This is a genomic window from Corynebacterium tuscaniense DNF00037, assembly GCF_000759055.1.
GTDB lineage: Bacteria > Actinomycetota > Actinomycetes > Mycobacteriales > Mycobacteriaceae > Corynebacterium > Corynebacterium tuscaniense.
This window is the reverse complement of record NZ_JRNG01000003.1, coordinates 1-14,189: the sequence shown is the minus strand read 5'-3', so window position 1 is coordinate 14,189 and position 14,189 is coordinate 1. Positions and strand designations below refer to the sequence as shown.

9 protein-coding genes and 1 pseudogene are annotated in these 14,189 nt (G+C 58.3%); 5 read left to right on the top strand and 5 right to left on the bottom strand.

What is annotated here, in order from left to right; all coding sequences use genetic code 11:
• Together HMPREF2129_RS01320 and HMPREF2129_RS01315 are read left to right on the top strand one after the other, a co-directional pair.
• A partial coding sequence (locus HMPREF2129_RS01320; RefSeq protein ID WP_034662089.1) for a glutamate ABC transporter substrate-binding protein occupies nt 1–878 on the top strand: 878 nt, incomplete at its 5' end.
• The gene (locus HMPREF2129_RS01315) at nt 871–3,432 is read left to right on the top strand and encodes a serine/threonine protein kinase (RefSeq protein ID WP_084576403.1); all 2,562 of its coding nucleotides are present in this window, start codon (nt 871–873) and stop codon (nt 3,430–3,432) included. The genes HMPREF2129_RS01320 and HMPREF2129_RS01315, both read left to right, overlap by 8 nt.
• A 104-nt stretch (nt 3,433–3,536) precedes the next feature.
• Here HMPREF2129_RS01315 and HMPREF2129_RS01310 read toward each other — a convergent pair whose 3' ends face one another.
• Together HMPREF2129_RS01310 and pta are read right to left on the bottom strand one after the other, a co-directional pair.
• Entirely contained in the window at nt 3,537–4,730 is a 1,194-nt protein-coding gene (locus HMPREF2129_RS01310) for an acetate kinase (protein WP_034662081.1), read from the bottom strand.
• A gap of 2 nt (nt 4,731–4,732) precedes the next feature.
• On the bottom strand, nt 4,733–6,088 hold the full coding sequence (pta, locus tag HMPREF2129_RS01305) for a phosphate acetyltransferase (protein WP_034662079.1): 1,356 nt from the start codon (nt 6,086–6,088) through the stop codon (nt 4,733–4,735).
• A 231-nt stretch (nt 6,089–6,319) separates the two neighbouring features.
• On the opposite strand from pta, the gene HMPREF2129_RS01300 reads away from it, so the two are divergent.
• Nucleotides 6,320–7,717, top strand: coding sequence for an FAD-dependent oxidoreductase (locus tag HMPREF2129_RS01300; protein ID WP_034662085.1), 1,398 nt, complete (start codon nt 6,320–6,322; stop codon nt 7,715–7,717).
• A 210-nt stretch (nt 7,718–7,927) separates the two neighbouring features.
• Here HMPREF2129_RS01300 and HMPREF2129_RS01295 read toward each other — a convergent pair whose 3' ends face one another.
• Nucleotides 7,928–9,208: a hypothetical protein gene (locus HMPREF2129_RS01295; protein ID WP_034662077.1), complete on the bottom strand. Its 1,281-nt coding sequence runs from the start codon at nt 9,206–9,208 to the stop codon at nt 7,928–7,930.
• A gap of 491 nt (nt 9,209–9,699) precedes the next feature.
• Here HMPREF2129_RS01295 and HMPREF2129_RS01290 point away from each other — a divergent pair, with 491 nt between their 5' ends.
• Complete coding sequence (locus tag HMPREF2129_RS01290; RefSeq protein WP_034662076.1) at nt 9,700–11,136, top strand: hypothetical protein; 1,437 nt, start codon at nt 9,700–9,702, stop codon at nt 11,134–11,136.
• 127 nt (nt 11,137–11,263) lie between these two features.
• Here HMPREF2129_RS01290 and HMPREF2129_RS01285 read toward each other — a convergent pair whose 3' ends face one another.
• Nucleotides 11,264–12,553: an adenylosuccinate synthase gene (locus HMPREF2129_RS01285; RefSeq protein WP_034662075.1), complete on the bottom strand. Its 1,290-nt coding sequence runs from the start codon at nt 12,551–12,553 to the stop codon at nt 11,264–11,266.
• 207 nt (nt 12,554–12,760) lie between these two features.
• On the opposite strand from HMPREF2129_RS01285, the gene HMPREF2129_RS01280 reads away from it, so the two are divergent.
• Nucleotides 12,761–13,549 carry a hypothetical protein gene (locus HMPREF2129_RS01280; RefSeq protein WP_034662074.1) on the top strand — a complete coding sequence of 263 codons (789 nt, stop codon included), beginning with the start codon at nt 12,761–12,763 and terminating at the stop codon, nt 13,547–13,549.
• Between the two features lie 18 nt (nt 13,550–13,567).
• Here HMPREF2129_RS01280 and HMPREF2129_RS11115 read toward each other — a convergent pair.
• Nucleotides 13,568–14,189 (bottom strand): annotated as a pseudogene (locus tag HMPREF2129_RS11115) (FUSC family protein); the annotation flags it as partial.

Genomic DNA, 14,189 nt, shown 5'->3' with positions numbered 1-14,189 from the left:
CAGCGTTGCAGGACCTGCCGCTGCCGGCTGGAGCGGTGGTGGACCCACCAGGCCACGCACCAGAAACAGAGGTGGAACCCTATAGTTGGCCCGGTTCGTTGCGCCCCAGTCGGGAGAGTCCGGAGAAGCGGGTGCCCAATATTTTCAAGCGTGGCCGCATCATCGTGGGCGTGGATCAGTCCCAATATCTGCTGAGTTTTCGCGACAACGCGACGGGCGAGCTCAAGGGGTTCGAGGTGGACTTGGCCCGTGAAATTGCACGGGACATTTTCGGGGATCCAGAGAGGGTTGATTTCCGCTTTGTGGATTCCTCAATGCGCACGGAATCCTTGGTGGCAGGGCAGGTGGACATTGTGATTAGGACGATGTCCATAACCAAGGAGCGCTCGGAGGAGGTGGACTTTTCGGTGCCGTACCTGGATTCGTCGGTACGCATGCTCGTGCCTACAAGCTCCCACCTTGAGGGCACTGATGACCTGACTGATGAGCGCATTTGTGTCGCCGCGGGGTCCAACATCGTGGATATTGCGCGCGAGAATTTTCCGCATCAGGAGCTAATGCGCACGCGCACCTGGACGGATTGTTTAATGGCTCTGCAGCAGTATCAGGCGGGTTTGCTCGTCGGGGATGAGACTATTTTGGCAGGTTTTGCCGCGCAAGATCCGCTGACCACCGTGGCCGGCCAGCCTTTTGCGCAGCAACGTTACGCGGTGGGGATACCCAAGGGGTATGACGGCCTGACCCGCCAGGTCAACCACACCCTCAACCGCGTGCGCACGGATGGCACATGGGACGCAATGTTCAAACGTTGGCTTGGACCGCATATTGCCCCACGCACTGCGCCGCAGCCGGTCTACCGGGAGGAAACTGATGACTAAATCCGACCACTCCGACCCCAACGCAACCGACGGAACGTGGGTTCCTGACCGGGACATTGACCAGGCCATCGAACACCTTCGTAGCGAGCCCGAAAGCACAAGTGAGCACACTGAGGCCGTCCTTTTCGACCCCTTCGCGGACGAAGAAGTTGACGCAGATGCACTGTATGAGGGCACCGGTGAAATCGCCGACCTGCTCAAAGATTTGGATGCGCTGCGGGACGCCCCGGAGGCAACCCAGGCGACGCAGGCAACTCCGCCAGAGTTCACCGAGTTCACGGAGCACACCACGCAGGGCACAGCGGGCGCAGGTAGCGCAGGCACAGGCACGCTGGCGGGGTTGACCCCGCAGCAGATTGCGGAGTTGCAGGCGAGTACATCGGAACGGTCACGCCGTGAAGCATTAGAGAAGTTCAAGGAGCTGCGCGGGGCACAGCGCCAAGCACGGTCGGTGGCGGACGGCATGGTGGAACTTCCGTGGATTGCGCCGTCAGAGCCGAAGGAGGCGCTTCGAGATCCCACCGAGGCAGTGGTGAATAAAGGCATCCCGGCACCACAACTTCAGCGGGGCGACGTGGTTGCAGGACAGTATGAGATCCAGGGTGTCATTGCGCATGGTGGCATGGGCTGGATCTACCTGGCGCAAGACCACTATGTAGCGGGGCGCGTGGTGGTGTTAAAGGGCTTGCAGTCCGAAAAAAGCGAAGACGAGACGAACGCAGCGGCAGCGGAACGGGAGTTTTTGGCGGATATTACACACCCCGGGATCGTGAAGATTTTTAACTTCATTGATGATCCGCGGGTGGCGGGCGGCTTTATTGTGATGGAGTTTGTGGGTGGGCCATCCCTGCGTGAACGCAGAAACGCGCAGCGCAATCACCTGCTCCCGATCGATCTGGCCATCGCGTACATCCTGGAGGTCCTCCCGGCGCTGGGGTATTTGCATAGCCGCGGGGTGGTGTACAACGACCTGAAGCCGGACAACATCATTGTCACCGAGGACCAGGTGAAGCTCATTGATCTGGGCGCGGTCAGCGGCATTGGGGCGTACGGCTACATCTACGGCACGAAGGGTTATCAGGCGCCGGAGGTGGCGCGGGAGGGGCCATCCATAGCTAGTGATATTTACACGGTGGGGCGCACGCTCGCGGCGCTGATCCTGGATCTGCCTAAGGTCGACGGCGTTTATACACACGAGCTGCCCACACCAAGTTCGTCGAAAACGCTTCGCCGTTACATCTCCCTGTACCGCCTGCTCGCGCGGTGCTGCGACCCAGATCCGGCGCAGCGTTTCCAGTCCGTCGATGAGCTGGAGGTGCAGCTACTCGGCGTGTTGCGTGAGGTCATTGCCATCCGTGATGGGATCGCGCACCCGGCGCAGCACTCCCTGTTCTCGCCGCAACGTACCACATTTGGCACGAAGCACTTGGTGTTCCGGACGGACCAGCTTATTGATGGCATTGATCGCACCGTCGAAATCACCCCCTCGGAGGTGCTCTCCGCCCTGCCCACGCCGTTGATTGACCGTTCGGATGTGGGTGCGGGTCTGCTCTCCGGCACATCCTACGCAGAACCGCAGGAAACCCTTGAATCTCTGCGCCAAGCAATGCAGACCCCCGAGTACGAGCATTCCGCAGAGATCCCCTTCGGCGTTGTGCGCGCGATGTTGGACCTAGGACTGACTGCACAAGCACGCCACTGGCTCAGCCAATTCGACGATCGTCTACGCAACAACTGGCGTTTCCACTGGTACCGTGCGCTCACGGAGCTCGTCCGGGGGGATTTCACAGCCGCGCAGGCAGATTTCGCTCAGGTGTTGAACATCGTGCCGGGCGAAGCTGCCCCCAAACTCGCGCTCGCCGCGGTAGATGAGCTCATGTTGCAAGAAAGTGGACACCGGCAAGAAGAGCTTATCGACGACACCCTCCCCCGCCACCTCGCCTCCATCCGCACCGATCTTGGCGAGCTCCCCAATTCCTACTTCCGCCGCCTGGAAAAAGATGGCGTGCTCACCTCCGATTGGAGCCATGTCTCCACCAATCCGCAGACGCTTCGCTTGAACTCCATGCGGCTCTACGCCTTAGTGTGGGCGGCTAATTCCACCACAGTGTCCTCCGCATTTGGCCTGGCACGCCAGCTCATGTTTGAACGTGAGGTGGAAATGGCCGTGGCTGCCCTGGACAAAGTGCCGCAACAGTCCCGCCACCACCGGATGGCTAAACTGACCAGCATTTTGTACCTGGTTGGGGATACGTTGACGGAATCCCGCATCCGCCGCGCCGCGCGCCGACTGGAAGAAATCCCCACGAACGAGCCACGGCTGCTGCAAATCAAAATCGCGGTGCTCCGCGCCGGGCTGACCTACCTCATGGACACCAACGTAGAGTCCGCGAGCTCCCGCACGCAGCTTTTCGAGTTCGACTTCACCGTGAAAGGTCTACGCCGCGGCCTTGCCATCACCTTGCGGCAGCAGGCCCGCAGAGCGCCCTTTGCCAAGCACCGGTACGCCCTCGTGGACACGGCGAATAAAGTGCGTCCTGCTACGTGGTTTTAGTTGCCGAAAGGCAACTAAAACCACGTAGCAGGAAAAGGAGAAAGAAAAGGAAGGAAGAGGAGAAGTAAGGCCCCCTAGTTGTAGTTGCCGAAAGGCAACTACAACTAGCCCGCGATTGCTGCGGACTTCTGGGCGATGGCGAGCTCCTCATTCGTCGGCACAACCAGCACCTTGGTTGCCGAATCATCAGCGGAAATGATGCGGGCGCCGGAACCCTCCTCATTCTTGGCCGGGTCCAGCTTGATGCCAAAGCCTTCGAGGTTGGCCAGGGCATCCGCGCGGACCTGTGCGGCATTCTCACCGACACCGGCGGTGAAGGTGATCGCGTCCACACGCCCCAGACCAATCATGTAGGCGCCGATGTAGCGGCGCAGACGGTGGACGTAGACGTCATAGGCCAGCTTGGCCTTCTTGTCACCATCAGCGATGCGGGCGTTGATCTCACGGAAGTCATTCACACCAGCTAGGCCCTTGAGGCCCGAGCGGCGGTTGAGCAGGTCATCGATGTCATCGATGCTCATGCCAGCGGTGCGGTAGAGGTGGAAGATCACACCCGGATCAATATCACCGGAACGAGTTCCCATGACCAAGCCCTCAAGAGGAGTCAGGCCCATCGAAGTGTCCACCGGCTTGCCACCACGAACGGCGGAGATGGAAGCACCGTTACCAATGTGGAGAACAATCTGGTTAGTCTCCTCCTGCGACTGGCCAATGAGCTCCGGAACCTGGGAGGACACGAACTCGTGGGACGTGCCGTGGAAACCGTAGCGGCGGATCTGGTGCTCCCGCGCCAAATCATCATCAATCGCGTAGTGTGCGGCACCATCCGGCAGATCACCGAAGAAGCCGGTATCAAACACAGCTACGTGCGGGATGTCCGGCAGCAGTGCGCGGGCCACATCAATGCCGTCGATGTTCGCCGGGTTATGCAGCGGGGCAAGCGGAATGAGTTCGCGGATTTGGTCCACCACCGAGTCGTCGATAAGCACGGGCTCACCGAATGTCTGGCCGCCGTGCACAACACGGTGCCCCACAGCGATGATGTGCATCTGCGTCGGGCCTACGCCGTTGGCGTCCAACATGGCGATAGCTAGCTGCAGACCACCGCGGTGGTCACGGATCGGCATTGTGGAGCCGACCTCACGGCCCTCAATCTTGATGCGGATGTTGCCCTTCGGCTCACCAATCTGCTCCACAAGGCCAGACACGAACGGCGTGTCCGAAGCAGAAGCTTGCGGGTCAACAATCTGGAATTTGATCGAGGAGGAACCGGAGTTCAGAACGAGGACGTAAGACATTTTTATGCTCCTTGTGCCTGGATAGCAGTGATAGCCACCGTGTTAACAATGTCGGGAACTGTCGCACCACGCGACAGGTCATTGACGGGTTTGTTCAGCCCCTGCAGGATCGGGCCCACAGCCAACGCATCAGCCGTACGCTGCGCGATCTTGTAGCCGACGTTGCCGGCCTCTAGGTCAGGGAAGATGAACACATTCGCCTCACCCGCCACCGGGGAATCCGGCGCCTTCTTCTTACCCACACCCGGGTCACACGCCGCATCAAACTGCAGCGGACCATCGACAGCGAGCTCCGGGTCCAGCTCATGCGCCTTGGCCGTGGCTTCCACAGAGCGGTCCACATCCGGGCCGGTGCCGGACGTACCGGTGGAATAAGACAGGATGGCCACCTTCGGGTCGATGCCGAACTGGGCGGCGGTCTTCGCGGACACCACGGCGATCTCACCTATCTGATCCGCGGTCGGGTTCGGGTTCACCGCGCAGTCCCCGAAAGCCCAGAGGCGACCGCGCATGACCATAAGGAAGATAGAGGACACAACAGATGCGCCCGGAACTGTTTTGATGATCTGGAAGGACGGCTTAATCGTATGCGCCGTCGTGTTCGCCGCACCGGAGACCATGCCGTCGGCCAGGCCCTTGTGCACCATCATGGTGGCAAAGTAGGAGATGTCCTTCATCGTCTCCCGCGCCTCATCCAGAGTGATGCCCTTGGACTTACGCAGCTCCGCGAAATCAGTGGCGAATTCCTCCAGCCGCTCAGAATTCAGGTGATCGATGATGTGGGCCTTGGACAGGTTCAGGCCCAGGCTGTCGGCGCGACGCTGAATGTCCTCAGCAACGCCCAGGATGGTGATATCCGCAACATCCTGCGCCAGCAGCTGATCCGCGGCCTGCAGAATGCGGTCATCCTCGCCCTCCGGCAACACGATGTGCTTGCGGTCGGCCTTCGCGCGGGTGAGCAGCCAGTGCTCAAAAACAGCAGCCGACATAACAGGCTCAGTTTCAATCTCCAGCGCCTTGAGCAGCGCTGCCTTATCCACGTCCGCGACCACGCCCGCGATGGTCGCCCCCAGTTGCTCAATGCGAGCCTGCGCACGCTCAGCCGCCACAGGGCAGCCCGCCACGACAAGGAGAGGCAGACCAAGTGCGGATGCCACGTCAGCGTCAAAGTTGTAGTCGCCGGAACCCTGCACCAAGGTATCGCCCGCCACCAGGTCCGCCGCAACAATCGCCGCGACATCCGCCTCTTGCTCTGAAAGCTGGACGAGGTTCAGGTTGTTCTCCGCGGCGAGTCCCGCAACATCGATGCCGTCAAAACTACGGCCGACCGTGGTGATCAGGACAGACCTGTTAGCCATGCGTTTCCTTTCCATAACCAAGCACATTGCTTATCGACGCTTATCAACGTTCCCTAGTCTAACTATGTCTCCACCAACACGTTGCCGGTTTACTGTGGGCTTTTTCACTTCCCCCAGCCAAATGGGAGCCGCATCCCCCAGCCAAATGCACTGCTAGGCCTCTTTGTCATGCCCGCTATCATGTCGGATAGAGATTTTGATATTGAGCAATTCAAGGATGTAGCGAAACCAATGACCACCGAGTCCCCTGATTCCCTCCGCGTCGCCGTCGTCGGTTCCGGCCCAGCCGGCATCTACGCCTCTGACCTTTTGGTGAAGTCAGACCTGGCCAAAAACGGCACCCCGGTACGCGTGGACCTTTTCGAGCGTATGCCGGCCCCCTTCGGCCTCATCCGCTACGGCGTGGCACCGGATCACCCGCGCATCAAGGGCATTATTAAATCCCTCCATAACGTGATGGATAAACCGGAAATCCGCTTGCTGGGCAACGTCGATGTGGGCAAGGACATCACCGTCGCAGAGCTGCAGGAATACTACGACGCGGTTATCTTTGCCACCGGTGCGGTCGCCGACCGTGACTTGAATGTGCCCGGCGCGGACCTAGACGGCCATTACGGTGCCGGCGAATTTGTCGGCTTCTACGACGGCAACCCCGATTTCGAGCGCGACTGGGACCTCACTGCCGAAAAGATCGCGATCGTCGGCGTAGGCAACGTCGCCCTCGACATCGCCCGCGTGCTGGCCAAAACCGCGGACGAGCTCAAGGTCACGGAGATCCCCGACAACGTATACGAAAATCTGAATTCGTCCGCCGCGAAGGAAATCCACATCTTCGGCCGCCGCGGCCCCGCCCAGGCGAAGTTCACACCGCTGGAACTCAAAGAACTCGACCACTCCGACACCATCGAAGTCATCGTGGACCCGGAGGACATTGATTATGACGAGGCGTCGGAGCAGGCTCGTCGTGAAGCAAAGAGCGTCGACCTCGTCTGCCAGACCCTCGAAAACTACGCGATGCGCGACCCGAAAGGCGCCCCACACAAGCTCTTCATCCACTTCTTCGAGTCCCCCGTGGAGATTCTTGGCGACGAAAACGGCAAAGTCACCGGATTTGTCACCGAACGCACCGAACTCGACGGCAAAGGCGGCGTAACTCTCACCGGGAAGACCACAACCTGGGATGTTCAGGCCGTCTACCGCGCCGTCGGCTACCGCTCCGACGCCGTCGAAGGCGTTCCTTTCGACGATCTCCGCGCCGTCATCCCCAACGACGAAGGCCACGTGCTCACCGAATTCGGCGGCGACATCATCCCCGGCCTGTACGCCACCGGCTGGATCAAACGCGGCCCCATCGGGCTGATTGGCAACACCAAGTCCGACGCCAAAGACACCACGACCATGCTTCTCGACGATTTCACCACCGGCCGCCTCACCCCCACCACCCACCGCAGCGACGAAGCCATTCTCGACTTGTTGGCTACCAAGGGTGTCCAGGTAACCACCTGGGACGGCTGGCACAACCTCGACGCAGCCGAGCGCGCCCTCGGCGAAGCAGAAGGCCGCGAACGCAAGAAGATCGTCGAGTGGGAAGACATGGTCAGCGCCTCCCACCCCGAGCAGAACGGCTGACCGAACATGTCAACTGGTTCAGGCGCGTCCTAAGAAGCAGAAACAGTTAAGCCGGAGTCCAGCCCCTCACAACGGGCCGACTCCGGCTTTTAACTACTTAACCCACTGATCTTGAGTAGGTCTCTAGGTGCGTGGACAAAGACAACACGCGGTTAACGCTGTTATCTAAAAGCGCTAACCGCGTGCAGCAGAACTTTGTTCAGGCGAACCCTAGAATCCGAACAGACCTCGGACAACACCCCAGAGACGCTGGAAGAATCCTTCGCTGCTGCCGGAGGAACCGCGTTCCTTGCTCTTTTCAGCAGCCTTGTCCTCGCTAGAACGCTTCACCTTTTCATCAGGGTTGAAGACCTCTGAGCTGGAGTCATCCCCCAGAAGCTGGGCTGCAACCGAGCTCGCGTCCTGCTGATTCGTTTCCGGAGCTTCCTCTGGCTCGCCAACAGGTGCCGGCGCTTCCGGTGCCCCTGGAACAGCATCCGGTGAGCCCGCCTCGGGTGCATTGGCGTCAGGCACGTCGTTCCCCGGCATATTCTCTGCCGGAGCTTCTGGCGCCACATCCTTTTGAGCAGGTGCCGAGGACGAGAACGAGGACGAAAAGCTGGAGCCGGAGCTGCTCGGAGCCGTAGCCGCCGGGGAGTCAGCGTCCGGGGTGTAGGAGTAATCGTGGAAGATGATCTCATCACCTTCCGCTTTCTTGTGCTCGCTCTTGTTAGCGCCAGTGGTCCACAAGTTAATGCGGAGCTGCTGCGTGCCGGTGTCCTCTGGTACGCGGTGGGTGGAAGTGACGTCTGAGAGCACCTCACCATCCTTCTTCTTCGTGATCACGCGAAGGTAGTTATGCTCCCACTGAGCAATGGTCTGCAAAGTCTGCTGACCTGCAGGTACGTCGAACTGATCAATGTTGTAACGCGACGGAAGCTGCGGGGTGTCAGGGTAGTAGGTCACGCCACCGTGTGGGAGTTTGCGGTTAATTTGACCCCAACGGCTGATCTCAATGAAGTCAATCTCAGTCGAACCGGATGCGTTCTTGTGAACCTCATCCAACTTGTTCAGTTCCAGTTCCGCCATGTCATACGGGAAAATACCCAGGACGTTGTGCGGATCCATATTGTCAAAATCACCGGAGTACTCGAACGTATAGGTGCCATACCCAGTGGAATCAATAGCGTTGATTTCCACAGCACCACGAATACCGTCGTTCTGAATCTTCAAATCGCCATTCGGCAGAACCTGTGCACCATTGATCCACTTCGCACGACCATCAGCTGGGTCTTCAGCCTGTGGGCCACCGAAGTTCAGCTTGCCTTCCGTCTGACGGACAGCCCACTTGTGTCCACTCCAGTCGAAGGTCGGGAAATCGTAATTGGTACTGAAACGCTCGCCCGTACGCTGAATATGCGCCGGCATACTCTCCTGCGCCTCAACCGGGGAAACGGACAGTGGTGCAATCATCGCGGCTGTGACAACCAGCGTGATTACCTGCTTCTTCATACTCTCTTCCTTCACACGTCGTACCTGCACACCTGGGAACGATGAAGCTCTGCCCTGCGGTGAACACCTCAAGTCGAAATATAAATTTCTCTCAGGATGTTAGATCGCTTTAACGGTTTCGTCCAGTGAATGAATAAATTGCCATTTAAAAGGCGATTGTTGCCAAGGCATCCAATTGCAGAAAAGATGCACCGTCCGCTTTGAATTGATCTACCGCGCCGATCCTTAGAATCACTTAAGGCGGGCTGACACCCTATATGACGCCTTGCCCCGGCGACGAGTGCAGTTAGCGTTGGGGCCGTTCCGGCTTGCCCGGCGACCGTTATCGGTTGAGCTATTCCGGACACTTGACCGCGAGACCCCAATCTGAATTGTTTCCATTTTCTCTAATTGACAATTCAAAAGCGCTAGGCATTTCGAGTCTAATATCAGGAGTAATGTCTTAATTGCCAGACACTTCCAACAATGAGGCAAGACAGGTCCCTTTAGCAATGAACTCCGACTACGAATTACTTGAGAAAGAAGAACACCGAGCTGAGAAGCAATTCTGGAATGGAGTCATCACCCTCTCGATCGGCGGCACGGTCGTCAGCTTCGTAATCGTTTTGGTTCTAGTTGCGCTCCGTTTAACGGACAACCAGTTGAACCCATTAGCACCAGAACAAATCAGTTCGGGCATACAAATGATGGCGGCGATTTTTGCTGCCATCCTCGCCATGAGCATCGCTACCGCAAACAGACAATCCCCTATTGATCTCCCAACCGAAGGCTCTGCTGCTGAGGCTCAGTACCATGCCGAGCGTTTAGTCACCAATAGGAAACTACAGAACCTTTCACGGTTTCTTGGGATGATAAACGTGATTATCGGCGAAACATTGTTCTTCAACCTGATCTGGGCGTTTTTGCGCGGTGACATGAAGGATACAGCCGTGCCTGAAGTCATATTCACCATGCTGATGATCATTGCCCTTGGGTCTGCTACCGCCATTGTCGCTTCCGCAGTACACACGCCCGAAGCCTCTAGTTTGATTGAGGCACGGAAAGCGAGTTACGTGGAAAAACGAAAGGCGAAAGTTCACTTCCTTCTCGCAGAGATCAGCGATCAACCAGGCAAAACGGACGCTAACGGAGAGGAATCATCTGAGCGAACTTGCCCGAAAATAATCCGACTTCTTTGCAGATGGCGCATTCGCGATTTCGCCCAGCGTAACTGCTTGCTGTTTCTTTGGATTTTCTTTGCTGTCGTGGCGTTTCCGCCTCTAAAAATCTTCAGACAATTCGATAGTTCTGAGAAATGGATTATCTTCGCAGCCCCAATCGTCGCCATCGCCATCCATTTATGCAGCGCTGTCCTCTCATCCCATCCCTGGGAACGTATTTGCACAAGTCTCAATGATGATCGCGATTGGTTCACGAAGGAAGCGAAGAAAATCCGGTGCCAGCAAAAAATGCCACTTTTTGTAACGGTATTGATACTATTGATCGGCCTCATTATTGGCGGGTGCCTACCTACCGGAACAATAAGAGAAGTACTTGGGGCTCTCCTTGCCCTCATTTCCGTTTTCGTTATTCCTGGATGCCTGTCCACATTCGTTTGGTCAATACGTTTTCAGGCTCAGACTGGCCTTCTAACGGCAGGTAACCCAGGAGAAATTGAGCGGTTCTTTATTAACAGAATGCATGCTCCGCATGACAAAACTACTGAAGAACAAGACGAGGGAACAAGCGACTCTACTGGCAAGACAAGTTCCAGGAAAAGATGTGACACCATCAACCAAGCTCAAGCTACCGCAATCAAGATCTTGGATGTATCAGAATCATTAGAGGGAAAACCAGACAAGAAGACGATCTTGGCGGAGTATGAGAAAGACGGTGACACCGTGAATTTCAGTGCAAAATTTTGGGCTAACGTCGTCAGCTCAATCTGATTGCTCTAAAGAGATTGAACTCAGAACGCTTCAATTTAGAACCTCTTTGAGCGCTGACGTTAGCTAGCCCTCTTTGAGAGTAGGCATGCGCTACCGTCAACGCCTGTTCAAACCAGCCTTGGGCAGGCTAGCGTTCCATGACATCGTGGCGCACGATGGTCTGATCGCGGCCAGGACCAACGCCGATGTAGCTGATGGGCGCGCCGGAAAGTTCCTCAAGGCGCAAGACGTAGTCCTGGGCCTTCTGTGGCAGGTCTTCGAAGGTGCGGCAACCAGTGATGTCTTCGTCCCAGGCCGGCATCGTTTCGTAGATGGGCACAGCGTGGTGAAATTCGGACTGGGTCAGGGGCATCTCGTCGTGGCGGACACCGTCAACGTCGTAGGCGACGCAGATGGGGATTTCGCCGATGCCGGTGAGCACGTCGAGCTTGGTCAGGAAGTAGTCGGTGAAGCCGTTGACGCGGGTGGCGTAGCGGGCGATCACGGAATCGTACCAGCCACAGCGACGTTTGCGGCCGGTGTTCACCCCGACCTCACCGCCGGTTTCCTGCAGGTACTCACCCCATTTGTCAAAGAGCTCAGTGGGGAATGGGCCGGCGCCCACGCGGGTGGTGTATGCCTTGATGATGCCCAGGGCAGCCGTAATCCGTGTCGGACCGATGCCGGTGCCCACACACGCACCGCCTGCCGTTGGGTTGGAGGAGGTGACAAACGGGTAGGTACCGTGGTCAACATCCAGCATCGTGGCTTGCCCGCCTTCCATGAGGACGTGCTTGCCTTCATCGAGAGCCTTGTTCAGCTCAAATTCCGCATCGATGACCATGGGCTTGACGCGGTCGGCGTAGCCCAGGAAGTAGTCCACAACCTCATCCGGGTCGATAGCTTTCCGGTTGTACATCTTCACCAGCATTTGGTTTTTCACGTCCAAAGCGGATTCGATCTTCTGGCGGAGGATGGATTCGTCGAAAAGATCCTGGACGCGGATACCTACGCGGGCGACCTTGTCCGCATACGTCGGGCCAATGCCGCGGCCGGTGGTGCCGATCGCGCGCTTGCCCAGGAAGCGCTCCTGCACGCGGTCGAGCGTCTGGTGATACGGCGACACCAGGTGCGCATTCGAGCTGATTTTCAGCCTGCTCGCGTTCGCGCCGCGAGCCTCCAGCCCATCAATCTCCTCGAACAGTGCCTCCAGGTTCACAACCACACCGTTGCCCAGCACCGGAGTTGCATTCTCACTGAGCACGCCGGCAGGCAGAAGCTTCAGCTCATACTTCTCACCACCCACAACAACCGTGTGACCAGCGTTGTTACCACCATTCGGCTTCACCACATAGTCCACCCGGCCACCAAGAATGTCCGTGGCTTTACCTTTGCCCTCATCGCCCCACTGGGCTCCGACGATAATGATGGCCGCCATAAAACGCTCCCTAATTCGCGCTGCATGTCACAGCTGTCGTGTGTGCTCCCTGCGGGATCGTGCCCGCAAAAGTCCAGGAACATTGTACCGCTACTCCGTTGGTGGCTTTCCGTTGAGCGTCGGAAACACCTTCTGCTCCAAGAAAGATGCCAACGGACATGGGCCTGAATATCTCAACCACGCCCCTGCCGATGTAGCGTGAGCGCCATGCGGCTTGTTCATTGCGCGTGCGCTACCGGCATCACCATCGACGGCGCCGAAAATCAGGAGCTTCCGGCGATTCCCACGCGAAAAGACCTCCGATTTCTCGACGAGATCGCACGCGAGGTCCTCCCCATCGACCCAACCCCATCACTGCAAGAGATCGCCGCGTCACCGTCGGTGTCGCATCTTGGCGAGCCCACATTCGCGCCCCAACAGCCGGATGAAGCCCTGCGCATCATTGTTTCTGGCACCGACGCAGCCTTGAGCTCGGTGTTGACCCGCATGATGCGCGGGGACTACCTGTGGGCCGAGATCGCCTACCTCCCCACCGATCCCACCTCCCCCGCCGCCGTGTTGTGGGGCATCCCCACCAATGCGCAATCACTCGCACTCGACGGCCCGGTCCGCCCCGTCCCCTGCATCCGCAATGATGCTGGCATTGTCGTCGCCGGGTCAGCCACACTCACGCACGCGGAAGACAAACCATTTTTTGGGGAGATCGTCGTTGATAATGACGTCCTCGTCCGCAGCGACGGCCACACCCGCCTCTACGGCGCGCGTCTCGTCCCCACCACCCAGGCACCAGGACTTGCTGCGGCCGCCATCCGCAAACCGCTCTTTCGCAAACACACGCTTATCGACGCCACCCACACCCCCTCCGGACGCGCCCTCCAATCCGGCGGCCACGCCATCCAGGTCACCGTAGATGACGTCCCCGCTAAGCGCCCCGTTGAACGCGTGACGTTTTACCGGCACCTGCGCGATATCCAAGCGATTCGAGGAGATGGGTGAAGGATTTAACACCGCTCCTTAGCGGCCAGGCTCGTCAGTGCCAGGGGCACCACTTTCCCCTAAACCGCCCGCGCTCAACTCTGGTGGATACGCCGGTGTTTCCGACGTCGGTTTCAACATCGCAACAGCGGACTCCCGGGACCAACCACAAATCTGCAGCAGGTCAACAATGAGTGACCGGGACTGCGCCAAAATCACCGCACCAGACAACGTGGCCTGACCGGGTTCACCGATAGCTTTCGCACCGGAGTGCAACCCCTTGACCGGCGGGTACGGCCCACGCGGTGGCTCACAGTCCAATTCAAGAGCCTCCAGACCAGTCTCCGCTGCCAATGACCGCAAACGATTAGTCACCGACGGCATACGCTCCGCCAAGCTGGACTTCGACGTACTCTCAAAAAGCTCCGACAAATCAAGCACAATCGCAGAAAGCTGGTCCAAGATCCACAACTGCCTTGGGGAAACAGTGCCCTTGTCCTCCACAAGCACAAGCGCACGACGAGCAAGAACGCGGGTACTCCGGACCGCGTTGTCCGTGGGCGGCACCGCGCGAGACAGGGACTGGAAATAACGGCGCGACCCCCACAAAAACGGCGACAGCTGGGTGGATTCCCTGCCGGACTTTGTGGCACTCGAGATG